The organism is Hafnia alvei (assembly GCF_964063325.1).
Classification (GTDB): domain Bacteria; phylum Pseudomonadota; class Gammaproteobacteria; order Enterobacterales; family Enterobacteriaceae; genus Hafnia; species Hafnia alvei_B.
Map to the genome: position 1 here is coordinate 2,301,979 of NZ_OZ061315.1, position 23,975 is coordinate 2,325,953.

Sequence of the window (23,975 nt, forward strand, 5' to 3'; positions counted from 1 at the left end):
TAGTTGCTGGTGAAATAATGGACGATAAACGCCACCGTAGTGACTGCTGCAAAAAGCTGAGCACAAAATTCCACAGAGGTTTTAGGGAAATAAGACATAAAATGCACCTAATGAGATAATCAGAGTTGCATTATCCATTTCGAACCTTAAAGAAACATTAAGAAAACTGAGATTCCGATTTTATATGCAAAGTGAGAAGGCGCAGGCGTTCAGTCGAATGTTCGACTAAGCTCCCGCTTAGCCAGTGATATGTTTTGCATAGTTGCAATCGCATTGTTATCAAAGGGTAAATTTTGTTGCTACTGACATCGGCATCCACGCTTTTTTTGTGATAGCTTCTAAGGCTCACGCTTCGTACTTAAGCCATTCAGCGAAGCGCATGAATAATAAAAAAGGGTGGATCTGCCTTTCAGATTCAGGAACTGCGCATAGGTGCAGACAGTTTTGATGTGAGCAAGCTTTGATAAGCCTTATTTGATAAGCAACCATGACAGGGTTGAGACGGATGATCCCACAAATTTCGCAGGCACCAGGACTCGTTCAGCTGGTGCTAGATTTCTTGCAAACGCTGAAAAATAACGGTTTTACCGGCGACATGGACACCAGCTATGCGGCGCGCCTAACCATGTCCACCGATAACAGTATTTATCAACTGTTGCCCGATGCGGTGTTGTTTCCGCGCTCCACGCCGGATGTGGCATTGATTGCTCGCGTAGCAGGAGAAGAACGCTATCGTTCGCTGGTGTTTACCCCGCGCGGCGGCGGTACGGGAACGAACGGACAATCGCTAAACCGTAGCATTGTGGTGGATATGTCCCGCCACATGAACCGTATATTGGAGATTAATCCGCAAGAAGGGTGGGTAAGGGTTGAGGCTGGGGTTATCAAAGATCAGCTTAATCAATATTTAAAGCCTTTCGGCTACTTTTTTGCCCCCGAACTTTCTACCAGTAATCGTGCCACACTCGGCGGAATGATAAACACCGATGCTTCAGGGCAGGGTTCACTGGTGTATGGCAAAACCTCTGACCATGTATTGGGGCTGCGAACCGTGTTGCTAGGCGGTGAGCTTCTCGATACAGCCCCCGTTCCGGTTGAGCTGGCGGAAAAACTTGCACAAAGTGGCTCGCAAGGAGGAAGAATCTATCGCGTAGTGGTGGACTCCTGCCGAGAAAACCGCGCGCTGATTATCGATAAATTCCCCGTGTTAAACCGCTTTCTAACGGGCTACGATTTGCGTCACGTGTTTAGCGATGATATGCAAACGTTTGACCTGACACGCATTATCACAGGCTCTGAAGGAACCTTGGCGTTTGTGACCGAGGCCAAACTCGATATTACCCCGATCCCGAAAGTGCGGCGTTTGGTGAATATTAAATATGACTCCTTCGATTCTGCGCTGCGTAACGCTCCCTATATGGTTGAGGCGAAAGCGCTGTCGGTAGAAACCGTGGATTCACGGGTTTTGAATCTGGCGCGTGAAGATATTGTTTGGCACTCCGTTAGCGAAATGATTTTAGATGTTCCCAATAAAGAGATGCTGGGACTCAATATCGTTGAGTTTGCCGGTGACGATCTCATGTTGATTGATGCGCGTGTTGCATCATTATGCCAACGCATGGACGAGCTGATGGCGGCACAGCAGGCCGGGGTGATTGGCTATCAAGTTTGCGAGGATCTTGCGGGTATTGAGCGTATCTACGCGATGCGGAAAAAGGCGGTGGGATTACTGGGAAATGCGAAGGGGCAGGCCAAGCCGATCCCTTTCGTGGAAGACACCTGCGTGCCACCACAGCATCTGGCCGATTATATTGCTGAGTTTCGCGCGTTGCTCGATAGCCACAATTTAACCTATGGCATGTTTGGTCACGTGGATGCGGGCGTTCTGCATGTTCGACCAGCCTTAGATATGTGCGATCCTCAGCAAGAAATGCTGATGAAAACGCTATCCGATAAGGTCGTTGAGCTCACGGCCAAGTACGGCGGCTTGCTGTGGGGTGAGCATGGTAAAGGTTTTCGTGCTCAATACAGCCCTGAGTTCTTTGGCGACGCGTTGTTTACCGAACTGCGTCGTATTAAAGCCGCATTTGATCCTGACAACCGCCTGAATCCGGGGAAAATTTGTTCTCCACTCAACTGCGATGAGCCAATGATGCAGGTCGATGCCCAAAAGCGTGGAACCTACGACAGACGCATTCCGCTTCAGGTACGAACAGAATATCGTGGTGCGATGGAGTGCAACGGCAATGGCCTGTGCTTTAACTTTGATGTGCGTAGCCCCATGTGCCCGTCGATGAAAATCACCGGCGATAGAATTCATTCCCCTAAAGGCCGAGCAACGCTGGTGCGTGAATGGCTACGGCTGCTTTCCGAGCAGGGAGTAGACCCGTTAACGCTTGAGCAAAAATTGGGTGAGCGCTCTACAGTACGCGGAATGATCGAAAAAACGCGTAATTCTTGGCACGCCAAAAAAGGCGAATACGATTTCTCGCACGAGGTCAAAGATGCCATGTCAGGCTGTTTGGCCTGTAAAGCCTGTTCAACCCAATGTCCGATCAAAATTGATGTTCCCGGCTTTCGAGCCAAGTTTTTACAGCTGTACCACACGCGTTATCTGCGGCCTGTACGCGATTATTTGGTCGCCGGTGTTGAAAGCTACACACCGCTGATGGCGAAGGCACCGAAAGTATTTAACTTTTTCTTCAGCCAGCCGTGGCTACGTAGTATGAGTGAAAAACGTGTTGGCATGGTGGACTTGCCTTTGCTGTCGACGCCGACGCTTAAGCAGTCGCTAGCAGGGCACAGTGCCTATCAAACCAACTTGGAACAGCTCGAAAAACTGGGTGAGCAAGATCGTCAGCGCCATGTGTTGATCGTGCAAGATCCCTTCACTACATACTATGACGCTCAAGTGGTGGCCGATTTTGTCCGCTTGGTTGAACGCTTCGGATTTCAGCCCGTTCTGCTACCGTTTTCGCCGAATGGCAAGGCGCAGCATATCAAAGGCTTCCTGACTCGTTTTGCAAAAACCGCACAAAAAACGGCAGATTTCCTCAATCGCGTTGCGCGCTTGGGCATGCCAATGGTGGGTGTCGATCCTGCTTTGGTGCTGTGCTATCGCGATGAGTATCGTGAGATTTTAGGTGAGCAGCGCGGAGATTTCAGCGTGCAGCTGGTTCATGAGTGGCTGCAAAAAGCGCTGCCTCAGCCGCAGGAAACACCGCCACAAACGGGTGAGTCGTGGTATTTGTTCGGTCATTGCACTGAAACGACGGCCTTGCCCGCCAGCACACAGCAGTGGCAGAAAATATTTGCCCGTTATGGCGCGACTTTGGAAAATGTTAGCGTTGGATGCTGTGGAATGGCGGGAACTTACGGCCATGAAAGTAAGAATCTGGCTAACTCGCTGGGCATTTATGAGCTATCGTGGCATCAGGCACTGCAACGCTTGCCGCGTCAGCGCTGTCTTGCTCCGGGATATTCTTGCCGCAGCCAGGTTAAACGCATTGAGGGAAATGGATTACGCCATCCTTTACAGGCACTTTTGGAGATTGTTCGATGATTTGGAAACGTGCAGCAACGCTTGAGCAGCTTAATCAAACCGGTGCGGATTGTATGGTCGGCCATCTTGATATCCAAATTACCCGCATGGGTGATGATGAACTCGAAGGAACGATGCCGGTCGATCGCCGTACGACGCAGCCTTTCGGTCTGCTGCATGGCGGGGCTTCCGTGGTATTGGCCGAAACGCTAGGCTCGCTGGCTGGCTATCTGTGCAGTGAAGGCAAGCAGCAGGTAGTTGGGCTTGAAATTAATGCCAACCATATTCGCTCGGTGCGTGAAGGTCGAGTTCGTGGCGTGTGCAAAGCAGTGCACGTTGGCCGACGCCATCAGGTATGGCAGATTGACATTTTTGATCAGCAAAATCGCCTATGTTGCACGTCTCGGCTAACGACAGCGGTGATTGACCCTGCCTAAAGAATGATAATTATCGCTACGCCCTTTAGCCAAACTGAAGGGCGTATTTATTTGCGTGATATGTTGAGCGAAATTTCTCTGAAGGTTTAAATTTCAAAACGTTAAGGCTAGTATTAGATATAGTTTTTTTGCTACTGAAAGAGGATGCCGTGACAGATACTAATGTCATTTCGGGTGAACAGTTAAAAATTCAGGATGCTGTTTATGCTTTGCAGCTCGACGGCAAAGGCGGCAGCGTTCCTGTTACGGATCTCACGCAGGCGACCTGCGAACATCCTTGCTGGCTGCATTTGGACTATGCTCGCCAAGAAACCCAGCGCTGGCTGACAAACTCTGTGCTGTTACCTGACTCCGTTCGCGAGTGTCTGGCTGGTGAAAGCATGCGTCCACGGGTGACTCGCTTGGGCGATGGCACCATGATTACGCTGCGTAGCATTAACTTTAATAATGATTCGCGCCCCGATCAATTGGTGGTAATTCGCCTGTATATGACGGGCAAACTGGTGGTGTCGACCCGCCATCGTAAAGTGTATGCCATTGACGAAGTGCTGACCGATCTGCAAAACGGCACCGGCCCGGTGAGCAGCGGTGATTTGTTAGTACAGGTCGCCGATGCGTTAACTGACCATGCCAGCGAATTCATTGAAGATCTGCATGACAAAATTATCGATCTTGAAGACAACCTGCTCGATCAACAGGTTCCTGAGCGTGGACAACTCGCGCTGATCCGTAAGCAGCTGATTGTGCTACGTCGCTATATGGCCCCACAGCGTGACGTTTTTGCCCGCTTGGCCAGCGAACGTTTGCCGTGGATGACCGATGACGACCGGCGTCGTATGCAGGATATTTCAGATCGTCTTGGCCGTGGCTTGGATGATTTAGACGGCAGCATTGCGCGTACCGCAATTTTGGCCGATGAAATTTCGAACCTGATGGCGGATGCGATGAACCGTCGCACCTATACTATGTCGTTGCTGGCCATGCTTTTCCTCCCCACCACGTTTTTAACCGGGTTGTTTGGGGTGAACTTAGGCGGTATTCCCGGTAATACTTCGCCGGTTGCGTTTGCCACGTTCTGCTTTTTGCTAGTTTTATTGTGTGTTTTCGTTGTGGTCTGGTTAAAACGCAGTAAATGGTTGTAAATACTCTCGGCGGAATTTTTGTGGCAAATCAAAGAAATCGGCATGAATGACCAAAACAGCCCGCGATATTGAGCCATATCAACATTTATCCTTTAGAGGTAGGGCAAACTTCATTTCGCAGGTGAATGCAACGCCAAGCGATGGGCGTTGCGCTCCATATTGTCTTACTTCCTAATTTTTTGAATTATTGCATAGCACATTTAATTCGTAACATGCCGACTTTTAGTCGGCATTTTTTTTGCCTGCACGGAGTAACTGTATATAAACACAGTTGCCCGAGAAAAAGAGACAAACAACGTTAATTTAGCTCTTATTACGCGCGGTTTTGAATTTTAAGCATAAAAAAACGCCACATAAGCGGCGTTCACTTTATCAAAAAGTCTTTATTTCACTTCAACGACGTCCAAACGTACCGCGTTGTCAAAGTTTGGTGCATCTTCATCATCGGCTAATCCAACGGGGATTAGCGGCAGTTCTTCGCGGTCAAACGCCAAATCACCGCCGTCGACAACTTCGCCGCCGTGCTGAATACCTTTAAAATCAAACAGATTAATATCAGCAAGATGCGAAGGTACTACGTTCTGCATCGCGCTAAACATGGTTTCGATGCGGCCAGGGTGACGACGATCCCAATCACGCAGCATATCTTTGATGACCTGACGCTGTAGGTTCGGCTGTGAGCCACACAGGTTGCAAGGAATGATTGGGAAAGCACGCGCCTCAGCGAAACGTTCAATATCTTTCTCGCGGCAGTAAGCCAGCGGGCGAATAACAATGTGTTTACCGTCATCGCTCATCAATTTAGGTGGCATACCTTTCAGCTTGCCGCCGTAAAACATGTTTAAGAACAGCGTTTGCAGCATGTCATCACGATGATGGCCTAACGCAATCTTGGTAGCGCCCAGTTCGGTCGCGGTGCGGTATAGGATCCCTCGACGTAAGCGAGAGCAAAGTGAGCAGGTGGTTTTACCTTCTGGAATTTTTTCTTTCACTATTCCATAGGTATTTTCTTCTACGATTTTATATTCCACGCCGATGCTGTCTAAATACGCAGGCAGGATATCTTCGGGGAAACCGGGCTGTTTCTGATCAAGATTCACAGCGATCAAGCTGAAATTGATAGGGGCGCTTTGTTGCAGGTTACGCAGGATTTCCAGCATGGTGTAGCTGTCTTTACCACCGGATAAGCAAACCATAATACGGTCGCCTTCTTCGATCATGTTGTAATCGACGATGGCTTCACCCACATTGCGGCGCAGGCGTTTTTGTAGCTTGTTGAGATTGTATTGTTCTTTCTTTGTAACTGACTGATTCTCTGGCATTTAACTGTATACTCAATTCGAAAAGGGGCACCACAGGGGCATGGCATTCTATAGTGCGAGTTTAGCGTTTAGCATGTTGATCTGCTCGTTATTCATATCTTCAATCCACGTACCGTAGATTTCATAAACCATCTGTGCATTTTCATGACCCATCTGAGATGCGATAAATGATGGGTTTGCACCGGCAGACAATAACCAACATGCGTAAGTGTGGCGTGTATGGTACGGATTACGGCGACGAATTCCAGCGAGTTTTACAGCTTTGTTCCACATAGCTCCGATGGTTGTAAGCGAATAGCATGGCTTCTGCCCATGAAGCGTCGCTCTTGGCATGAAAACAAAATGCAATTTTTGAGTTTCAGTCTTACCGTATTCTCGATGATGGAACGTTACATCAACCTTTGGATGCAATGCTGTTAATTCTCTTTGTGCCTTCAATGCCTCGATAGCCGGCTTTAAAAGAGTGATTGTGCGATTACCTGCAGAGGTTTTTGGTGGGCCAAACATACCTAGCACATTCAAGTTGCGGCAAATACGAACCGTACCAGCCTCAAGATCAATATCCTCCCAAGCAAGCGCCGCCAATTCCCCGTGACGGATCCCCGAGTAGATAGCAAACTGCCATAAATTTTTCATCTGGCCACTTAGCGCATTTTTTAGTTGTTCGAATTCTTGCTTGAGAAGCGGATCGGGTTTCACTCGACTTTTTTGCAGCTTTTTCACATTTTCGTATGGCTTGCTCGTGATGTATCGAGAGCGATTAGCAAAACGGAGTAGGGAGCCTAGCAATGAAACATAGTTGTCTACGGTTCTCACGCTTCGCCCAACATTATTAGTCCTTCGTGACTCTTTATAAAAAGTGCCGCCATGAAGTAACTCAGACCGATAATTTAAAATATCGTTATTGGTGATTGATTCGATCGGGGTGGATTCACCGATAATTTTTTTTAGCGTTTTGAGTTGAGAAGCCGTTTTTTTTAGCGTGTTGGCTGTAAGCTCCACTTCTCTGCTTTTAATCCATCCGTCAGCCAGTTCGCCAAAGGTTTTTATCACGATCGTTGAGTCGAGTTTTTTTGCAGTTTTCGATTCAGGGAATCGGTGTTTGTAATCGAACTCACCCAGATTTATTTCACTGACAATCATAGACCGGAGGTTTCCGGCCTTTTTGATGTTTGTGGCCGTATTTGCCCAGCCTTTAAGAATTTCACGGCAACGCTTACCGCGGTAGATAAACCAGATGCAGATGCTATTGCCTCTGATCTCTACTCCTGTGGGTAATGTTGCCATTTATGCCTCGCTAATAACCTGGTTTATCATTGGATAGTTGTACCAAATGATCCCGCGCTTCGTTTTTTCACCACTTGGCGATACACGCTTAAAGTGAATCCCTTCAATCCAGCATCCTTGCCTATATTTCTCAATCTGACGGTCGTCTAAACCGGTTTTAGATCTGAGACCATCCTCTACCATCCATTCCTCGATAAAGACAACCTGCGCCATAGGCACCCCACGAACTATATCGAATCACTTATCTGTAAATTGATTTTCAAGAATCAGATCCAACGATCATGATTTCACTTCAACACACCGAGCGTTATTAATGCTGGGTATTGTTTCGGTCCATGTTTTGGATGTTTCTGTTTGAGCAATATCGATAGCTTTTAAGGCCGCTTGGCATTGAGCCATATCCTGCATTGGTTCTATCTGCATGCTCATGCTTTGGCTGCTAACGACAACGATTAGAAATATGTACGCCATCTATTTCTGCTCCTATGCTGCCATATAAGCCCCTACAAACGTTTCTGCGACTTCCGCGCAGATGGCATTTCCGTAGGCGCGCAATCGTCCCACTCTTGCGGTAATGCCATTAGCCAACGGCTTAAGTCCGGGTTTAACTGGCCTCCACTTTCCATCATGGCAGAAGAGCCAGTCAGCATCTTGCCAGAAGCCGTTAACCTGATGGGGCCAATCATTTTTGATTGCTGGGTCAGACTGCTGCCCGTCATCGCCGGAGTGATCCCCCTCCCGCCCCTGGTTCCGTCCGATGCACTCGGAGTTGTCCAACCGGATAACTGTGCTGTCACATCCAGCCGATCCGTTGGCAGCTTCCCGTTGCGAATCCTCCCTCCCTGATACCCCCCTTTCCCATCCGTTGCTGTTGGAGTATTCCACCCCGCTAGGCAGGCAAAATCTTGCAGATTCGACTGCCTGCCCGCCATCATTCTGGCTATAGCTTTCAATGGATCCTGATACGCGTTTTTGACGTTGCTCGCGTTCGGAGTGGGCAACCCAGAAAAGGCGCTGTCTGATATGCGGAGCACCGACGCCCGCAGCGCAGATATCGACAGCTGTTGCGGCGTAGTTCGCTCCTTCCAAGTCAGCTTGTACAAGGTCGAACCAGCCAAGGCCGTCTTTGCTTGCAACTTGCTCACCAAACACGACCCGAGGGCGGCACTGTTCGATGAGATAGTGGAAATGTGGCCATAGGTGCCGCTCGTCATCAAACCCGCCGCCTTTGCCTGCCGCGCTGAAAGGTTGGCATGGGCATGAACCTGTCCATACTGGCTTGTCATCTGACCACCCAGCTCGGCGCAGAGCGTAAGACCAGACTCCGATTCCAGCAAAGAAGTGGCACTGTGTGTAGTTTCGTATGTCATCTGGAGTTACATCCTCAATAGAGCGTTCATCAACATCACCGGCTGCAATATGGCCAGCTGCAATAAGGTTTCTTAGCCACTGAGCAGCGTATGGGTCTATTTCGTTGTAATAGGCCGCCATTATTAGCTCTCCTGTGCAGGTGCGCAGAATATGCCGCACTCGAAATCCATGTTTTTCATCGGTCGCCCGATTGCATCTTCTGGCAGTTCATCAAGAAACATACGGACACCCTTGTAGCGAACTAGACGAGCGCCTATTCGCCGCGATTGCTCTGCGCGCTGCTGGAAAATTTTTGGGTGAACTTTTCTTACGTGATTCCAGTATGTTGGACTGGTCGCCTTCACACATCCAATACAGTTGGCATTTGGATAACCGAGCATGTAGATGCGAGGGAGTACAATGCCAGCCTCCATCAGAATTTTGAAGCAGTCACCCTTTGTTAACCCAGCATCTACAAGAACCGGTAATAGATTGTGTGGCTCATTTTGTCTGAAATTATCTACGCGATGCGCTTCATCTGCTGTAAATCCAAGAACAATGTGATCACTCTTGTTTGCTTTTTCCCAGTACTTGCGCGCCAGCTTCTTGAGTTGCGTAGTGCATGGGGCGCCAGCAGTACCAGACATATATTGCTTTAGCTCCCACACCTCAAAAGCAGAGCATTCAGGGAACATTGGGTTTTTCACTATTTCTATCTGTACACCGAGCCATTTCTCTACATCATTAAGAAACCTAAGATTATCCTCATCTTCTTCTACGACTGGATTGTTGAGAATCCGAATTTTGTGAGTTTTCCCGTATTTTTCAAGTGTCAACTTTGCAGCAACTGCACTTGCTGCACCGCACGAAAACCAAACTGCGATAACTGGCAATTCCTCAGATGATTTAGCCATTATTCGCTATCCTGTGCAGGTGCTGCGATAAAAGAAACTTTTTTCCCGCATGATGGACAATATTTCAGGCCATTTTCATTTGGGCCATCATCAAAGAATGTCCAAGTTAAACCGCAATCACCAAGCCACAGACCTTCACCATCACTTATCCAAGCGCATGCTTCTGGAGACTTAGCCAACTTGTAAGGCTCGCTTACAGGTTGGGCATTGACAGGTGCAGTTGCTGAAATCAGATAATCACCAAAATCAGTGATATAGCTAATTCGACCTGAGCGCTGTAACGCTCCAACTTTTTCAAGCCGATGCACCTGTTCTTTTTCCAGATCGTGACCGCCTGATTCTGGGTCGTCACAGCACTCAGCAAAGCGGTGTAACGCTGCAATGTCTGAGTCAGTAACAAACGAACGCAACTCACGCTGTATTACAGGTTGTACGGACACCTCGTCGCTAGGTAAGGGCGGCAAGTCAGGAACAGTCACGCCAAACAATGCAGCTAGGGAGCGGTAATTCTGTTCGGAGTGATAGCGGCCTTTACAACGAACAAGCTTCTCGGCTGCTTTGACGATTTTGGCAGTCTTTCCCTCATCCGCAAGGGTGACATCAGCGTTATTCTCGGCAACTTCAATGCATAACACCGGAACGCCGTTGCTATCGCTTGTGCCGACGATTTCACCGAATAGGCGATGGCCAATATTATCGGAGCCAGTATCAATCGAAACTTTCATGCCAATTAATTCAGGCTGTTTAGGTAATACCGGTGCTGCGTAGATTGGAATATTTCTACCCTGCTTAGAATCAGGGAACCCACGCATATATAAGCCTGTAGCGTTCATATTTGATATTTCACAAGCCTCTGTGAAAGCAACCGGATTCTTGGCTGCTTGCTCGTATGCCAGAAGCTGTCTAGCCATCAACTGTGCTTCTTCAGCAGGAATCATGACATTTGCACCATTCCCGTACGTTTCACGCCATGTGGCGATAGTTTCTAAACGCTCAGTTGTTAACTTAGTCATTGCTCTGCTCCCGATATCCTTCGCATAAATAATCATGACAACCGTCAAAATCGTATGGGTTGTATTGCCAGCTAATTTTTCCGCACGTTGGGCAATTCCATCTGACTTTGCCTGATGCTTTTTTTCTGCGTTGTCTTTTGATGTGATCTGGTGTTTTTAATCCGGCGCCCTGAATCATTCGGCGGCGGTCGAGCAGGTTGATGTTGAATGTCCGACGCTTAACAGCATCTGCAATATCAAACGGCAGCCAAACAATTCCTTCACTATCGCTCGGCGATTCAAACGTTGATGCTTTGCTGAAATCTGTCGTCGGTAGGGATCCATTACTGAGCCAATAAAGGTCATTGCCGTCCCAACGGCCTTTAACAAAACCTACGTATTTGAGGCATTTTGGCTGGATGACCGTGCTCACTGAAACGCGTTGGCAATCGACATGAAATACAGATAGAGCATCAACATGATCTGCGGAGATTGGCAGATCGATTTCACGTCCCAACTCCCACGCTCTCTGTGCTTCTTCTCGTGTGTACACGTGAGCCTTATCAATATCAGAACTGTATCCGCAGCCATTCAAGCAGTGAAATGAAGCATTTGTGCCAACTGTTTCTCGGGTACAGACGAGATAAAACTTGTTGCCGCGCTCTTTGCTGTTACTGTGCATCATTAACGAAGCTCCCATGATGAATAGCGACGTGCTGGTGTGCGTGAAACTTGCACTTTTGGCGCGCAGTATAATTTCCATTCGGCGTGGCAATGATCATCACAGAACTTTTGATATTGTTGGTGCTGACCGACTTTGATCAGCTTCCCGATCATCGCTGCGGCTTCTTTCGATTTACCGCACCAATAGCAGTGGCACTCAGTTTCTGGCGCACTAGGCGCCAGTGGGGTAGGAGTAAGCATCATTTATCCCCCTTGCAAGCCAGAAGGAATTTCACACCCGCGCTAACAAAATTACTAAATAATTGCTGGTGGGCTTTCAGTGCTTGAATCTCGGCCTGCAGATCTTCAACGGTTGGCTTTAGTGGCTTCGCTGATTTTCCCTCTCTATCGCATTCGGCTTCATGTTCTTCCCATTCTTTTTTGTATTCAGCGATCTGGTTAGTGAAGAATTGGACGCGCTCAGATGAATCGGTAATAAATTTAGGTGCCACATCGAACAAATCCATCATGAGACTGCCAATAGACTCGTTATCAACCTCACCACCTAGCTCGGCTAGCTCAATTTCATTGGGTAGCCATTCAAGCAGGTAAGCGGCGGTAACATTGGATTTTTGCAGCGTAGCGGCGATCCCTTCGGCTGAATCTAAATTAGTCTCGCCATTGATTGCGCTTTGTAGCGCTGCTTTGATCTTTTCGGCGCGTGGGGATAGGGTTGCGTTGATTGACAGATCTTCATTTTCCCGCAAAGCCTCAGCATTCGTAGCTGGTGAGCTATTTTCAAGAATTTGGCTAATGTCAAACTTCCCGCCGCCCATGTTTACCACTTCGCCTCCGGTCACTTCCGGTTTTTCCCCCTCAATTGAGGACGTATAGCCTGCTAATTCTTCGCATTGAGGATGATCGGCTAAGCGGGTTTTGATGAAGTCCAGCAGGGCGGTTTTATCATCAATGACTTTTAGGTTTTTGAGTAATTCCTGAATGATTGCGTGGCGGGTTTCTCGTTCAACCTCGGTTATGCCCACGATTGTGCGGAAAGCCGATACAATTGAGCGCCACTTCGGATCATTTTTCTCTATCAAAACTTTAGCTACGCCAACATCTGCAGCTTTTGCGTCAGCCGGGTTTTTACCCATCAGGGATAATGCAGCATCCAATTCCATGGCATAAAAAATGGTTGGTATGCCGCAACTCGCGTCTTTAAATGGTGAGTCTGCTTTTTCAGTTTTAATAGCTGGCGCCGGGGTGTTTTTCTTATCGCGATATATGGAAACGATATTTGCTAGCGCTTCATCATTACTGTGACCATCTACAGAGCATGCAACAGCACATGAACACCATTGCTTCACGAAATTACAGATCATTCCCAGTTCGGCTGGCTTATCCGTTTGTGGGAAGGCTTCTTTAATTCCGTTAATCAGCGCCCCGAGCTGCGTCATGTTCGCGCCTTTAACATAAGGCTCGCTGTGTACCGCCAAGATAATATCTTGGAAAAATTTATTATCGGTATCCATCTTCAGGGCGATCACTTGGCTTACTTGTTCGCGGGTAAGGCGCAACTCTTCCACGCCGTGTAAGAAGATAGAGGCGATGCGTGATTCTAACTGAGGCATAGCTGAAACGATTGTTAAGACTTCACTAGAATCATTTTGATCCGTCAGATTTGTTTCTGGTGCTGGTTCCGGCGCTGCAATCAATCGCCATGTTTTTTTATCGTCAGCGAGTTCGTACTTTTCACACCATGTTGTACTGAATTCATTTTCTTCCGGCAGATCATCAACAATAGGTGTATCAGTAGTAACTGGTTTGAAATAATTAGACAGGTCGATGCCATTTTGCTTAGCTAAAAAAGAAATAGCGAAAGGGCATTCTTTAGCCGTTTCAACATCAACTAAAATAACGGTATCTTTTGCGTCAGAGCTTTTTTTAGCGCTCAAGAAATTAAAATATATGGTCATGCTTTTTATCTCCTTAGTAATTGAAATGCGCCCTAGGCAAACGTGTCCGACGACGTTGATTAGATAACCCAAGACGCATATCAATTGGCTTTTGGACAAAGCCAACAAAATTAATGGTTGTTGATTACCGAACATCCGAATTCGAGGTTAATAACGCTGGTGGCTTGCTTCTTATCGCCATCAATAATTGTTTCATCGCCATACATGCGGAAATTCATATCGGCATCGTCAATGCTGAAAGAGGACCAGCATTCGGAACGCTCAAGTCCAGAGGCTTTAACTAGGCGAGGCGTGGTTAAATCAGAGAACGCGCAGCGCATTGCAGACATAGCAGAAGCCCATTTATGCCCAGCTTTTTGGCATTTGAACGCAACGTACGCTAGCCCGCGATTAATCATCATGCGGTGCTGTATTGGATTTAATTTCATTTCTTAACTCCTGAATTTTGGTTGCAGAAATCCCACGGCAAAATGCCGTAATAAATTTCGATTTAAAAAAATGGCGGTATCAGTTTTCGCTAATGCATCGGTTAAAGGATCCGATACCGCCTAAGTACTTCACTGGTATTGGCGTATTGTGGTTTATTTCCTTACCACAACCGGCTGGATACTCAGAAATGCCCCTAAATCTAAATACCCATGCGGTTGTGTGCCTGTACTGTCTTAACCACCTCAGGCGGTAGTGGTATCCTTGCGGGAGTTCAAACCAAGCAAGGAATTAACTATGGATCTGAGATTTAAATGCCCGCATTGCGGCAGCCGTCGTTTCGAGAGGGATGATTATTCTGGCGACGAACATATCATCTGCTCCAGATGCCTTAGGAGAGTCAATGAGGCTGACCTCACTGAACACCGCTCGAAAGCAGTCGAAAAAATCATCGAGGCCTTCAAAGACTTCAGGGATAAGTAATCCAATTAGGTCATTAACTTGCTGATCTTCGACTTGTAGCACTAGCGGCTTTCCTCGTAATTCAGCCATTTTGTTTATCTCCGTCTTAATTCTCTTATCACCTTACCCAGCATTGGTTAACCCAAGGGCTAAACGATGCTGGCTTTTGCGTTCTTTCACGCCGTCAGAACCTTGCTAAGTTATCGCGCAGTGTTGTGCGTCGATGTGATAAATATTATTTATATTCATATTCCAACACAAGGTGTAAATTCATTAAAAATTAATTTTCGCATTAACTAAATGATTTTTATTGATAAATAGTTTGGATTTTTGCTTGGGCGGAAAACGAACAGCAGAAAAACCCGCCTAATGCGGGTTTGAGGGAGGGGGATTGGTATGCGTGGATAAAGGAGTTTATCGCTGCCTTTTTTGTGCGGCTAGTATGTTTTCAAAGGCCTCTTTATACATTTCATTAAGGCCTCGCAACTGCGTTAAGTGCTTTTTCTTTTCTGCCTCGGGTAATATCTCAAACAGATTTAGAAGCTCAGCTTGTTCAGAGGTGACAAGGCGCCAGCCTTGACCGTCAAAGCCATTATCGTACGTACCTGATGACCTGACATAGTTCATCAAGTCAGCCAAGTCAGGGCGCAGATCCTCTGGTTTGACACGTAGTAGTGCAGCAAACTTCAATGCAGCGTCAGTATTTAATGGTGCCTTCCCGCTTAGGTAGTGGCTCACACTAGACTGAGTCTCAAACCCCATCAAGTCAGCGGCGAGCTCCTGAGTGAGTTTTAGCTCCTTCTTTTTCGCATCCCAAGCATCACGTAATCGTTGAGTGTCTTCAGGGGATGCGATCTCTTCGCGTTTTTTTCTCATACGTTCATTTTATGAATAAAACTAATATTTAAAAACTGATATAGATCTTGATCGTAAATATGAATATAAGTAATATCTTTGAGGTAAACAAAAATAGAGGTGTTCAATGGATCTTAAAACGTACTTAAAAAGTAATCGAATTACTCAGCAGCAATTTGCTGACATTGTCGGTTGCTCACAATCATCAATCAGCAGTGTCATCAAAGGGAAATCAAAGTTTGGTCCTGAGACGGCAGTAGAGGTTGCCGCTGCAACCAATTATGAAGTTACTCCCCACGAACTACGCCCAACAATTTTTATCAGACCAACAGATGGCATCCCTGAAGAACACCAGAATACCACCAAGGAAAACTAAGGACTGAATTATGGAAATCAAACACGAATCTATCCGAGAAACATTGCGGGCATGGGCTGTTGAAACTAATCGTGAATACGTTGGTGGGCTGGTGGCCGGTGCATATTTTGGCCTTGGCGGTACTGAGCTGTTCATGCAAATGAATGCACCGACAGCATTCCATGTTAACCAACAGAAATTATTCCGTTGGCTTGATAGCTACACACCAGCTGCGCGCCAGAAGGTCCGAGAGTTGCTGCCAGCCATCTTGGAAGTGTTGCCTTGGCAGCGTAAGGCCAAGCTATTAAGGATTGCAACACACGAATATCGGCTTAGAGCGCGAGCAGTTGAGTTCACGAACTCAGAAGCCAAAGCCTACGTTGATGCATTCAGTGAGACGGTACTTAGCGCATATCAGGTCAATGAATCGCTTACTAATCAGCCCCGAGTTTTCCATTGAGGTGTAGCTATGTTGCAGAGCGAGCAATACATGCACAAGTCGATAGTTGAATCATTGTTGGCGGGAAAGGTATCCGCGTCAGCGGCTATTGCGGCGGCTGATTATGCAATTCAATACGGGAGGAGCAATAAGAATGCGAGCTTTTCTGTGCTATTGGATAAGGCAAAGTTTCACGCCAAGCACAACAAGGCCGCACCGGCGCCAAGTATTAAGCGTGAAATCCGACAGGCTAGATTGCCAAATATGCCCAAGTGGTATGTAGAACCGTGACATCTATCTCGGCGAGGTGGTTATGAGCAACTTACAAGAGCGCCTGCGGTGCGCTTTGCGGCGTAACTTTAAAGGGGAAACCCCATCAAGGGGCTATATCGAGGTCAAGAAAGGCCAGCGATTTAAAGATCATCGTGGCGCAACTGTAATTGTTCAGAGGTTGGTTGGTGGCTATGTGGTTTATCTGCGTAGCGGTAAAGATACGGAAAGCCAAATGCCATTGCGATTGTTTTCTAAGAAGTTCACAGAGGTAAGGGCGTGAGTCGTATTTTTGAGGTCGTTCAATCGTTATCAGGGCAAAGGAACAGTATTACGATCCCTAGGCCTTACTTAGCCTTTTTCTCAGGTGATCAGCAATTCTTCCCATTGGCAGCAATATTGAATCAACTTGTCTTCTGGTCGGGTTATGCAACCCAACCAGGAGGATGGTTCTATAAGAGCCACGAAGAATTAGGCGAAGAAGCAGGCGGGCTGAGTGAGGAACAGGTTCGCCGACTCATTAAGAAGATAACGCAGAGATATTTACCGAATATTGTGCAGGTCGATATTCGTAAAGTTAACGGCACTCCAACGAAGCACTACAGAATTAATGGCGATGCGCTAATCAGCAAAATATTCCCGCCAGCACTGGAAACGGCGGAAGTGCGGAATGGAAACGGCGAAGTCGCGGAATCCGATAACAACGGAAACGGCGAAGATGCGGAATCCATTCGGCGAAAGTGCGGAATGGAAACGGCGGAAGTGCGGAATCATGGAAACGGCGAAGTCGCCGAATCCTTTCTCTATACAGATCTAGACACAGATAGAGACTTACAAATTTATTGTCAGGCAGACGAGCTGCCCGACGAACCACACGACGACGAATCTGATCCAGTTTTGCGGGTGTTAAATCACTTCAACCGAGTGACCAACTCAGAATTTCGGGATGGGGCAACGACGCGAGGTTTTATTTCCGGCGTGCTACAGGGCGAATACGTTGCTGACGATCTCATGCTTGTGGTCGATTACATAGCCAACGAGTGGGCTGGGCAGGACAACATGAGTTTCTACTTGCGCCCCAAGACGATATTCAGCCAAGAGAACTTCGAGGGATATTTCGACCAGGCGAGGGCATGGCGGCGCAACGGCAAGCCGCAAAAGATCGCCGAGCCAGCGAAAGTGAATATCGACCTACAAAACCAAGATTACTCAGGAAAACCCAAAGGGTTTAGGACTTAAAAAATGTCTGGAATTAGAGAAGTTATTGTTTTTCTGGAAAATAATCCAAAGTCAAAATTTAGCGATATTGCCAAGACGCTCGGTCTGTCAAACACATCAGTGAGAAGGGAATTAGATTTTCTAAATAGCTTGGGCTGTCTAATTAAAACTGGGTGCAGAACGAGATATCGCTACTCGATCCCTGAGGCAAGAGAATTTGGCAAAACAAAATCGCCAGTAAAAAAATACACATCCCCAGTAAAACTGACTGTGGTTCCGAACGTAGAGGCGAAAAAGCAAAAGATAGCCGAGCTGATTGAGAAAAGACTCTACAACCGCGCCCAAACGGCCATATCTCAGCTCATAGCAGAATCAGGTGATCAAGATACGGTTAACTGGGCTTTAGACAAAAATGCGGCGTGCGGCGCCAAGATTAAATATTTCTGAGGGAAGGTAAAAAATGGCATTAACACTGAAAACGGTAGTATCACAAATCGAGCAATACGGTGCATCAAGCTGCGGGGATCTGGCTGCGTTACTTGGGGTGACTCCAAAAGACATGGCCGCATTTCTTTCTAATGCCGTAGAGCACAACGAGCTGATTTGCGTGAATGGCCTGTATGCAGAATTAGGGGGAAAGCGGGTGCAACGGAATCCAGCTAAGCAGCAACAAAACACGGTAAAAGCGCATCAAAATCCACCTAAACCAGAAATTAAGGCAACAAAGATGCCGAGCAGTGCAACAAAACCGACTGTAGGCCTGCTCCGAGAACTGCTTACTGAGCACGGTGATATGACTGCCGCCGAGCTGGGCCAACGGACTAAAATCGAAGGGCGCATGATTGGCCCTATGTTGGCGAATGATAAAAAAGCTGGTCGTATTACGCTGGTGGAACGCAACGGAAAAAATTACTACCATCTGGTCAAAGAGGGTGAAGCGGTGCAACCACAAAACGAGCCACAAAATATTCCAAAAACTATTCCTGCTGGTGATGCTGCAAAAGACATCGCCAAAGCAAAAGAAACTGTGCCCTCTATGCTAAATAAGCCCGCTATCCCGTCGCACATGATGGAGCTTATCGTTCCAACGCCGGAATACCTGAATCTTGAGTTGCGCCGTTTGCGTAGTGAGATTCGTCGAGTTGAGGCGCTAAAGAAGGCGGTAAGTGGCGCTATGCGGCAGTTGGCCAAGGGTGGGTGCTGATATGGGCGTGTTGAAAGAGGTCAAATGCTATAAGTGTGGTGCGAATGTTGGCCTTGGCCGCACAATAACTGATCCGAAAACTATAGTGTGCTTTGATTGCTGGCTCAGTGAGTCCAAGCGTAAAGAGTTAGAGCAGGATTCTAAAAATTAAGGAATAAATAATGAATCACTTAATGATTGACCTCGAAACAATGGGTAACAAACCAACAGCGCCGATTGTGGCTATTGGCGCTGTATTTTTCGAGCCCGAAACTGGCGCCTTGGGCGAGCAGTTTTATATTGGCATAAAGCTCGAGAGTGCCATGCTGTTGGGTTGTCAGCCTGATGCAAGCACCATACTTTGGTGGATTGAGCAAAGCCGAGAGGCTCAGGAGGCGATCACCTCATCGGATAACGTCGATATTAAACTGGCCTTGGGTATGCTTTGTGACTTTGTGTATGACTACTGCGAATCGCCAAAATACCTAAGCGTGTGGGGTAACGGCGCTGCTTTCGATAACGTTATTTTGCGTAATAGCTACGAACTGGCCGGTATCAAGGCACCATGGAATTGGTATAACGATCTAGATGTTCGTACGGTGGTTAAGATGGGTAGAGCGATTGGCTTTGATCCGAAGCGTGATATGCCATTTGATGGCGAACGGCATAACGCATTAGCTGATGCTGTTCACCAAGCTCAATATGTTTCGGCGATATGGCAGCGAATGACTGGTGAATAACTGGCGAAGTGTGGACGATGCTCCATATTTAGAGCCACATAAAGCTTGCAAGAATCGATGCCCGCCTGTGCGGGTTTTTTTATGTCTAAAAATCTAACCCATTGAAAATAAATAAACATTAAACAAACACACCTCAATAACTACGTTAATCGATGAAATGGTCGAAGTCGTCATATTGTTTACTCTAACTCCTTGGTAGTAGTCATCTTAACCTTCATAGTGGCCAATGCGCGCATAGGTGACACGGATGTGATTCCCGCAAGGGTCTATAAATCTATCGAGTACAACTATATGAATTTAGATGAATTGATTTGCAGCTTTCCAATTGATGGATTGATCATGATACGTTTTATTTCTGGAGTTCCGGTCTTTGTGGTTCAAGTTCCTGACGATCATCTAATCCTCTCACCTGAAGCTTTTTTGGAATATATGCAACGAGCAGGCTATACGATCACAAAAAATGATTTATAATAATCATCTCAGGCTGAACCCCTGACAGCTAAGTTATCGCGCCAAACTGGACTATTAGAATGGCGCAAACAACGAAACACCGCACTACTGCACTGACCGCTATAGAGGTTGGTGCTTTCTCATATCTATCATCCTGCGGGGTGATAGCATGATAGCAATTCTCACCGCAAACACTCAGCCACGGCTTGGGCTTGTCACGTTCCAGGCAGGCAGAAAAATCAAATTCCGTGATGGTATGCGTTACGCCATTATTGAGCTTAACTCGGCTCAAGAACACTTAAGCTCTGGCATCGTACCAGCTGTTAATCAAATCGAAGCACTAAATCCCCACTTCCAAGGCTTATATGATAATGATCGTGCATTTGGTCTTTGTGGTGGAACTACATCGCTTGATCACTACGTTCTCTGGTTAGGCAAATGCCAGTGGGTAGGATGTGAAGCGAAATTCTACGAACCATTCCCCGTTGGCGATAACGGCTCTGTCTGTGTATGCCGCTCCTGCAAAAACAAACTCAACATCCAAGAAACCCCGCGCCAGTTCGCAGAGATAGCCCGGCAGAATCGTATTGCTTTCATGCTCAAGACTATCAGTGAGCAAATGGGCCAGCCAGATGATCGGCAGCTCAGCGAGGCTGATATTTTCATGTGGTGCTTGCGCAATAACCTCCAATCCAAATTACCTACTGACTTGCTTCATAAACTTCTCGGCACAAAGGCTTACGAAAGCACTGGCCGTGAGTGTGACGTAGTGCCCTCGTATGACCCACTGGAATTACTCGATAAGCGCTTGTCGGAGGTGGGGCAATGAAAAAGGCCGAGCGTTTACACTTATCCCGCGTAGCCGATTTGGGTTGTATTGTCTGTAATAATCTTGGCTATGAAAATTCACCTGCTGAAATACATCACGTTCTTTCAGGTTGTGGCATGGGCCAGCGTGCCAGTAACTACGACGCAATCCCTTTATGTCCAATACACCATCGTCACGGCGGCAATGGTACGGCTATTCATGCCGGGCAAAAGTCGTTTGAGAAAAATTTTGGCTCTGAGCTGGATTTGCTGCTTCAAGTTCACTTAGCCCTTGGCATTAAAATACTCGAGGAAAATTTGAAATGATTTATCCAGATAGCATCGGTTTGGTTAACACTAAAGAAGCGCGATTACGTACGCTCGAATCTATCTGGATTCAGGGAAGGCTACGGATGTGGGGAGGGTGGTCCTACGTGAGAAAGGGCGGAATAGCCCCCGGCGTTCTCTCACGCCTGTGCGGTGGGACTAAAATAACAAAGACGGCGATAACAAAATTACTACAATCACTCAAAAAAAGTGGCTGCGATAAGGCTGAATTAGAAAACTTTCTCAATGACATTCTGGCTAATAAAGGCGGTAACTTATTCGGATGCACCGATAAAGATGCTGCCAAAATGGATCGTGTCGTCGCTAGTACGCTAATCGATTTCCCTGCACTAATTGACATTCTGCATGAACGATATACCCATAAAAAAAGTAAGCGAGCGATGGCCGAGGATGTACAAGAACAACACCCAGAATGGTGTTATGCCACTTGCCGCAATCGGGTTGATATGTGGTTAAGCACTGCGGAATACATGCTTTACCGTCCCATGAATGAGGCGCTTAGCCTTAACCAAGAGCGGTTTTATGGTTGACGGAATATTTCAGGGGCGTTACATTTCTCATGCAGCGGCAAAATCCGCTGTCGGGTTTCGCAGCCCGCCGACTTAACAGACGCATAGCCGCGTTAGCGGTTTTTTTATGCGATGAGCACGCTCACATCAAAATTATGGTGGGGTGTGCGGGGGAGCCGAAAGGCTCGCCGGGTTTTCTGTTAACCGGTACTGCGAACTCCGTACATCTCACCACCCCGAGTTTCGCAGCAAAAGGTGGTGACTTCTAAATTAACAGGGGTCATATCATGACAGCATCAATATCCATTTCTGGAATATCAATTCATCAAGATAGCGAAGGCCGTTACTCAGTTAACGATCTGCATAAAGCATCTGGTAGTGAGCAGCGCCATCGCCCAAAATACTGGCTAGAGGCTCTGCAAACCAAAGAATTAATCACGGAAATTACAAAAGGCGGAAATCCGCCCTTTTCAAAAAATAGCGGAATCTCGCTATTTTCCCCGATTGAGACCAAGCGTGGTTGCAAAGGTGGAACCTACGTTTGTAAAGAGCTGGTCTATTCTTATGCTATGTGGATCAGCGCCGCATTCTCCCTGAAAGTTATCCGCGCATATGATGCTTTGGTTAATGTCGTAAAAGCGCAAGAATCAAAACCCCAGACAACAACCAATGATCGCACGCCACTCCGTGACGCCATTAACATGCTGGTGGGCAAAAAGGGGCTAATGTATCCAGAAGCCTATACGCTAATCCACCAGCGCTTTGACGTTGGACATATTGACGAACTAACACCGCATCAAATTCCTCTAGCAATAGAGTATGTCCACAAACTTGCTTTAGAAGGCGAGCTGCTCGAACGGGACAGGATCCAGACCCAGCCACAATCAATATTTAACCTATCTGCAATCGATCAGGATGGTGAGTGGCGGTTAAGCATTAAAAATGGTCGAGTGACATCAGCGAGAAGATTGGACGATGGAGAATATATTATCAGCGTTGCTTCGTTTGGTGAGCTAATGGAGAGAGCTGGTAATATCATCATTCACTACACGGAGTTACAGCGCATGAACCCATCTGAACTGGTTGGGCTGGTGGATAAAATGAGAAAGCACCATCATCATTGGCAGCTGATAATGAACCAGAAAAATAAAATTGCTTGATTTTAGCCAAAAAGTAGCAATAATTAGGTACGCTTCGCAAAGCTGCGCCGGATGGCAGTGAGCATAAGCAACCATACTTAAAGAAACCCGCCGCTGTGCGGGTTTTTGCGTATCTGGAGGGTGATGAATTGAAATACCAACGCGGTTAACCCGTGCTCTCTATCTATATGCCACAGTCATGATGCGGCCCCGAGTCCACTAGATGGAGCCAGAAGCAGGTCGAACTGCACACACGCTGGTTAGGGTTAACGAGGAAGAAGATGTGCCGGTAAAGCATTATGCCTGCCAAGCATATGCCGGTTATTAGCGGCGATGAAGCGACGCAATCCCAAAGGCATGGGCGTGGCCACTACGGTTAGTGGCAATGCTCAGACTGAAAGTGAAGCATTAGCGCTTACATCTGAATAAGATAAACAAAAAAGTGTATATTTCCCCTTGCTTGTATAAACAAAAATGTTTATAATGATTTCAAGTTAAACAAACAGGAGGAGGAAGTGAAACAACGCGAGTTCCAGCGTTGGCTTGCGGCACAAGGGGCACAGTTTTCAAACGGTACCAACCACTTGAAAATTTACTTGAACGGCAAGCAGACGATAATGCCAAGGCATCCAGCGAAAGAAATACCGGAGCCGCTTAGGAAAGTAATTCTTAAGCAACTTGGCCTGAAATAACAAACCAGCCCTTCGGGGCTGGTTACTCGCGGAGATTCACTTAGCCAAATATGCGATACCCAATAAAATTTGAGCATGACGAAACCGGGTGGTGTATCTCATTCCCCGACATCCCTGAGGCATTAACGGGCGGTGAAACAAAAGAAGAGGCGCTATCATTAGCGCAAGATGCACTGGTAACGGCGTTTGATTTCTACTTTGAAGATCAGCGCCCCGTTCCTATGCCAAGCGCCGATGGTGATGACTTTGTTGATGTGTCTGCTAGCGTAGCTGCTAAGGTGTTGCTGCTTAATACCATGATCGCAACCGGCACTACGCAGGCAGAACTAGCTCGTCGTTTAGGCACTCGACCGCAGGATGTAAGCCGTATCGTTACGTTGGGACACACCACTAAAATTGATACGATTGAGGCTGCGTTAAAAGTGCTCGGCAAGCGGCTAGAAATAACCGCGTTGTAA

The 23,975-nt window shown here is 47.1% G+C and carries 30 protein-coding genes and 1 pseudogene; 18 read left to right on the forward strand and 13 right to left on the reverse strand.

Features of this window, described 5'->3' with window-relative positions:
• Positions 1–505 precede the first annotated feature (505 nt).
• The 3 genes from AB3Y96_RS10995 to zntB all read left to right on the forward strand — a co-directional run bounded on the left by AB3Y96_RS10995 (position 506) and on the right by zntB (position 5,120).
• Positions 506–3,562, forward strand: coding sequence for an FAD-binding and (Fe-S)-binding domain-containing protein (locus tag AB3Y96_RS10995; RefSeq protein WP_367299175.1), 3,057 nt, complete (start codon positions 506–508; stop codon positions 3,560–3,562).
• Positions 3,559–3,978: a 1,4-dihydroxy-2-naphthoyl-CoA hydrolase gene (menI, locus tag AB3Y96_RS11000; protein WP_072310356.1), complete on the forward strand. Its 420-nt coding sequence runs from the start codon at positions 3,559–3,561 to the stop codon at positions 3,976–3,978. Before AB3Y96_RS10995 ends, menI begins: the two co-directional genes overlap by 4 nt.
• A 149-nt stretch (positions 3,979–4,127) precedes the next feature.
• A complete protein-coding gene (gene zntB, locus AB3Y96_RS11005; RefSeq protein ID WP_072310357.1) occupies positions 4,128–5,120 on the forward strand; it encodes a zinc transporter ZntB in 993 nt (330 codons plus the stop codon).
• A 383-nt stretch (positions 5,121–5,503) separates the two neighbouring features.
• Here zntB and ttcA read toward each other — a convergent pair whose 3' ends face one another.
• From ttcA to AB3Y96_RS11070, 13 genes and pseudogenes are all read right to left on the reverse strand, one after another.
• Positions 5,504–6,442 carry a tRNA 2-thiocytidine(32) synthetase TtcA gene (gene ttcA, locus AB3Y96_RS11010; protein ID WP_367299176.1) on the reverse strand — a complete coding sequence of 313 codons (939 nt, stop codon included), beginning with the start codon at positions 6,440–6,442 and terminating at the stop codon, positions 5,504–5,506.
• A 48-nt stretch (positions 6,443–6,490) separates the two neighbouring features.
• Positions 6,491–7,729 carry an Arm DNA-binding domain-containing protein gene (locus AB3Y96_RS11015; protein WP_367299177.1) on the reverse strand — a complete coding sequence of 413 codons (1,239 nt, stop codon included), beginning with the start codon at positions 7,727–7,729 and terminating at the stop codon, positions 6,491–6,493.
• Positions 7,730–7,942, reverse strand: a complete 213-nt coding sequence (gene xisR, locus AB3Y96_RS11020) for an excisionase family protein (RefSeq protein WP_234555412.1) — start codon at positions 7,940–7,942, stop codon at positions 7,730–7,732.
• Between the two features lie 66 nt (positions 7,943–8,008).
• A complete protein-coding gene (locus tag AB3Y96_RS11025; RefSeq protein ID WP_367299178.1) occupies positions 8,009–8,200 on the reverse strand; it encodes a hypothetical protein in 192 nt (63 codons plus the stop codon).
• Positions 8,201–8,212: 12 nt separating this feature from the next.
• A complete protein-coding gene (locus AB3Y96_RS11030) occupies positions 8,213–9,220 on the reverse strand; it encodes a DNA cytosine methyltransferase (RefSeq protein ID WP_367299179.1) in 1,008 nt (335 codons plus the stop codon).
• Positions 9,221–9,222: 2 nt separating this feature from the next.
• Positions 9,223–9,993, reverse strand: a complete 771-nt coding sequence (locus AB3Y96_RS11035; protein WP_367299180.1) for a hypothetical protein — start codon at positions 9,991–9,993, stop codon at positions 9,223–9,225.
• Positions 9,993–10,550: pseudogene (locus tag AB3Y96_RS11040) on the reverse strand (hypothetical protein); the annotation flags it as partial. The pseudogene AB3Y96_RS11040 and the gene AB3Y96_RS11035, both read right to left, overlap by 1 nt.
• 448 nt (positions 10,551–10,998) lie before the next feature.
• Entirely contained in the window at positions 10,999–11,670 is a 672-nt protein-coding gene (locus tag AB3Y96_RS11045; RefSeq protein ID WP_367299181.1) for a hypothetical protein, read from the reverse strand.
• Positions 11,670–11,912 carry a hypothetical protein gene (locus AB3Y96_RS11050; RefSeq protein ID WP_046359909.1) on the reverse strand — a complete coding sequence of 81 codons (243 nt, stop codon included), beginning with the start codon at positions 11,910–11,912 and terminating at the stop codon, positions 11,670–11,672. The genes AB3Y96_RS11045 and AB3Y96_RS11050 overlap by 1 nt, the downstream gene beginning before the upstream one ends.
• Positions 11,909–13,624, reverse strand: a complete 1,716-nt coding sequence (locus AB3Y96_RS11055) for a RecE family exodeoxyribonuclease (RefSeq protein ID WP_367299182.1) — start codon at positions 13,622–13,624, stop codon at positions 11,909–11,911. The genes AB3Y96_RS11050 and AB3Y96_RS11055 overlap by 4 nt, the downstream gene beginning before the upstream one ends.
• Positions 13,625–13,734: 110 nt before the next feature.
• Entirely contained in the window at positions 13,735–14,052 is a 318-nt protein-coding gene (locus AB3Y96_RS11060; RefSeq protein ID WP_367299183.1) for a hypothetical protein, read from the reverse strand.
• Between the two features lie 289 nt (positions 14,053–14,341).
• Positions 14,342–14,602: a hypothetical protein gene (locus AB3Y96_RS11065; RefSeq protein WP_367299184.1), complete on the reverse strand. Its 261-nt coding sequence runs from the start codon at positions 14,600–14,602 to the stop codon at positions 14,342–14,344.
• Positions 14,603–14,926: 324 nt separating this feature from the next.
• Positions 14,927–15,388 (reverse strand): helix-turn-helix domain-containing protein, encoded by a 462-nt coding sequence (locus AB3Y96_RS11070; protein WP_367299185.1) that lies wholly within the window; start codon positions 15,386–15,388, stop codon positions 14,927–14,929.
• Between the two features lie 106 nt (positions 15,389–15,494).
• Between AB3Y96_RS11070 and AB3Y96_RS11075 the strand changes: the two genes are divergently transcribed.
• The 15 genes from AB3Y96_RS11075 (at position 15,495) to AB3Y96_RS11145 (ending at position 23,975) form a co-directional block, all read left to right on the forward strand.
• The gene (locus AB3Y96_RS11075; protein ID WP_367299186.1) at positions 15,495–15,743 is read left to right on the forward strand and encodes a transcriptional regulator; all 249 of its coding nucleotides are present in this window, start codon (positions 15,495–15,497) and stop codon (positions 15,741–15,743) included.
• 10 nt (positions 15,744–15,753) lie between these two features.
• On the forward strand, positions 15,754–16,182 hold the full coding sequence (locus tag AB3Y96_RS11080) for a toxin YdaT family protein (protein ID WP_367299187.1): 429 nt from the start codon (positions 15,754–15,756) through the stop codon (positions 16,180–16,182).
• Between the two features lie 292 nt (positions 16,183–16,474).
• On the forward strand, positions 16,475–16,714 hold the full coding sequence (locus AB3Y96_RS11085) for a DUF4222 domain-containing protein (protein WP_367299188.1): 240 nt from the start codon (positions 16,475–16,477) through the stop codon (positions 16,712–16,714).
• On the forward strand, positions 16,711–17,670 hold the full coding sequence (locus tag AB3Y96_RS11090) for a conserved phage C-terminal domain-containing protein (protein ID WP_367299189.1): 960 nt from the start codon (positions 16,711–16,713) through the stop codon (positions 17,668–17,670). The genes AB3Y96_RS11085 and AB3Y96_RS11090 overlap by 4 nt, the downstream gene beginning before the upstream one ends.
• 3 nt (positions 17,671–17,673) lie before the next feature.
• On the forward strand, positions 17,674–18,096 hold the full coding sequence (locus AB3Y96_RS11095; RefSeq protein ID WP_367299190.1) for a hypothetical protein: 423 nt from the start codon (positions 17,674–17,676) through the stop codon (positions 18,094–18,096).
• A gap of 13 nt (positions 18,097–18,109) precedes the next feature.
• On the forward strand, positions 18,110–18,853 hold the full coding sequence (locus tag AB3Y96_RS11100; protein ID WP_367299191.1) for a hypothetical protein: 744 nt from the start codon (positions 18,110–18,112) through the stop codon (positions 18,851–18,853).
• 161 nt (positions 18,854–19,014) lie between these two features.
• The gene (locus AB3Y96_RS11105) at positions 19,015–19,572 is read left to right on the forward strand and encodes a 3'-5' exonuclease (protein WP_367299192.1); all 558 of its coding nucleotides are present in this window, start codon (positions 19,015–19,017) and stop codon (positions 19,570–19,572) included.
• A gap of 291 nt (positions 19,573–19,863) precedes the next feature.
• Positions 19,864–20,043: a hypothetical protein gene (locus AB3Y96_RS11110; protein WP_367299193.1), complete on the forward strand. Its 180-nt coding sequence runs from the start codon at positions 19,864–19,866 to the stop codon at positions 20,041–20,043.
• Between the two features lie 148 nt (positions 20,044–20,191).
• Entirely contained in the window at positions 20,192–20,851 is a 660-nt protein-coding gene (locus tag AB3Y96_RS11115; RefSeq protein ID WP_367299194.1) for a hypothetical protein, read from the forward strand.
• Positions 20,848–21,156, forward strand: coding sequence for a Ref family recombination enhancement nuclease (locus AB3Y96_RS11120; protein ID WP_367299195.1), 309 nt, complete (start codon positions 20,848–20,850; stop codon positions 21,154–21,156). The genes AB3Y96_RS11115 and AB3Y96_RS11120 overlap by 4 nt, the downstream gene beginning before the upstream one ends.
• The gene (locus AB3Y96_RS11125) at positions 21,153–21,707 is read left to right on the forward strand and encodes a DUF1133 family protein (protein ID WP_367299196.1); all 555 of its coding nucleotides are present in this window, start codon (positions 21,153–21,155) and stop codon (positions 21,705–21,707) included. The genes AB3Y96_RS11120 and AB3Y96_RS11125 overlap by 4 nt, the downstream gene beginning before the upstream one ends.
• 134 nt (positions 21,708–21,841) lie before the next feature.
• Positions 21,842–21,955, forward strand: a complete 114-nt coding sequence (locus AB3Y96_RS11130) for an ash family protein (protein ID WP_367300310.1) — start codon at positions 21,842–21,844, stop codon at positions 21,953–21,955.
• A gap of 18 nt (positions 21,956–21,973) precedes the next feature.
• Complete coding sequence (locus AB3Y96_RS11135; RefSeq protein WP_367299197.1) at positions 21,974–22,846, forward strand: KilA-N domain-containing protein; 873 nt, start codon at positions 21,974–21,976, stop codon at positions 22,844–22,846.
• Positions 22,847–23,340: 494 nt separating this feature from the next.
• Entirely contained in the window at positions 23,341–23,517 is a 177-nt protein-coding gene (locus AB3Y96_RS11140) for a type II toxin-antitoxin system HicA family toxin (RefSeq protein WP_367299198.1), read from the forward strand.
• A 50-nt stretch (positions 23,518–23,567) separates the two neighbouring features.
• Entirely contained in the window at positions 23,568–23,975 is a 408-nt protein-coding gene (locus AB3Y96_RS11145; protein ID WP_367299199.1) for a type II toxin-antitoxin system HicB family antitoxin, read from the forward strand.

Coding starts and splice junctions, on each gene's coding strand:
- AB3Y96_RS11060 (WP_367299183.1), bottom strand. CDS start 14,052: ATGAAATTAAATCCAATACAGCACCGCATGATGATTAATCGCGGGCTA.
- AB3Y96_RS11050 (WP_046359909.1), bottom strand. CDS start 11,912: ATGATGCTTACTCCTACCCCACTGGCGCCTAGTGCGCCAGAAACTGAG.
- AB3Y96_RS11045 (WP_367299181.1), bottom strand. CDS start 11,670: ATGATGCACAGTAACAGCAAAGAGCGCGGCAACAAGTTTTATCTCGTC.
- AB3Y96_RS10995 (WP_367299175.1), top strand. CDS start 506: ATGATCCCACAAATTTCGCAGGCACCAGGACTCGTTCAGCTGGTGCTA.
- AB3Y96_RS11030 (WP_367299179.1), bottom strand. CDS start 9,220: ATGGCGGCCTATTACAACGAAATAGACCCATACGCTGCTCAGTGGCTA.
- AB3Y96_RS11080 (WP_367299187.1), top strand. CDS start 15,754: ATGGAAATCAAACACGAATCTATCCGAGAAACATTGCGGGCATGGGCT.
- AB3Y96_RS11145 (WP_367299199.1), top strand. CDS start 23,568: ATGCGATACCCAATAAAATTTGAGCATGACGAAACCGGGTGGTGTATC.
- AB3Y96_RS11025 (WP_367299178.1), bottom strand. CDS start 8,200: ATGGCGTACATATTTCTAATCGTTGTCGTTAGCAGCCAAAGCATGAGC.
- AB3Y96_RS11120 (WP_367299195.1), top strand. CDS start 20,848: ATGAAAAAGGCCGAGCGTTTACACTTATCCCGCGTAGCCGATTTGGGT.
- AB3Y96_RS11115 (WP_367299194.1), top strand. CDS start 20,192: ATGATAGCAATTCTCACCGCAAACACTCAGCCACGGCTTGGGCTTGTC.
- AB3Y96_RS11105 (WP_367299192.1), top strand. CDS start 19,015: ATGAATCACTTAATGATTGACCTCGAAACAATGGGTAACAAACCAACA.
- AB3Y96_RS11075 (WP_367299186.1), top strand. CDS start 15,495: ATGGATCTTAAAACGTACTTAAAAAGTAATCGAATTACTCAGCAGCAA.
- AB3Y96_RS11065 (WP_367299184.1), bottom strand. CDS start 14,602: ATGGCTGAATTACGAGGAAAGCCGCTAGTGCTACAAGTCGAAGATCAG.
- AB3Y96_RS11110 (WP_367299193.1), top strand. CDS start 19,864: ATGAATTTAGATGAATTGATTTGCAGCTTTCCAATTGATGGATTGATC.
- AB3Y96_RS11125 (WP_367299196.1), top strand. CDS start 21,153: ATGATTTATCCAGATAGCATCGGTTTGGTTAACACTAAAGAAGCGCGA.
- AB3Y96_RS11100 (WP_367299191.1), top strand. CDS start 18,110: ATGGCATTAACACTGAAAACGGTAGTATCACAAATCGAGCAATACGGT.
- AB3Y96_RS11095 (WP_367299190.1), top strand. CDS start 17,674: ATGTCTGGAATTAGAGAAGTTATTGTTTTTCTGGAAAATAATCCAAAG.
- AB3Y96_RS11055 (WP_367299182.1), bottom strand. CDS start 13,624: ATGACCATATATTTTAATTTCTTGAGCGCTAAAAAAAGCTCTGACGCA.
- xisR (WP_234555412.1), bottom strand. CDS start 7,942: ATGGCGCAGGTTGTCTTTATCGAGGAATGGATGGTAGAGGATGGTCTC.
- menI (WP_072310356.1), top strand. CDS start 3,559: ATGATTTGGAAACGTGCAGCAACGCTTGAGCAGCTTAATCAAACCGGT.
- AB3Y96_RS11085 (WP_367299188.1), top strand. CDS start 16,475: ATGAGCAACTTACAAGAGCGCCTGCGGTGCGCTTTGCGGCGTAACTTT.
- ttcA (WP_367299176.1), bottom strand. CDS start 6,442: ATGCCAGAGAATCAGTCAGTTACAAAGAAAGAACAATACAATCTCAAC.
- AB3Y96_RS11015 (WP_367299177.1), bottom strand. CDS start 7,729: ATGGCAACATTACCCACAGGAGTAGAGATCAGAGGCAATAGCATCTGC.
- AB3Y96_RS11070 (WP_367299185.1), bottom strand. CDS start 15,388: ATGAGAAAAAAACGCGAAGAGATCGCATCCCCTGAAGACACTCAACGA.
- AB3Y96_RS11035 (WP_367299180.1), bottom strand. CDS start 9,993: ATGGCTAAATCATCTGAGGAATTGCCAGTTATCGCAGTTTGGTTTTCG.
- AB3Y96_RS11135 (WP_367299197.1), top strand. CDS start 21,974: ATGACAGCATCAATATCCATTTCTGGAATATCAATTCATCAAGATAGC.
- AB3Y96_RS11130 (WP_367300310.1), top strand. CDS start 21,842: ATGGTGGGGTGTGCGGGGGAGCCGAAAGGCTCGCCGGGTTTTCTGTTA.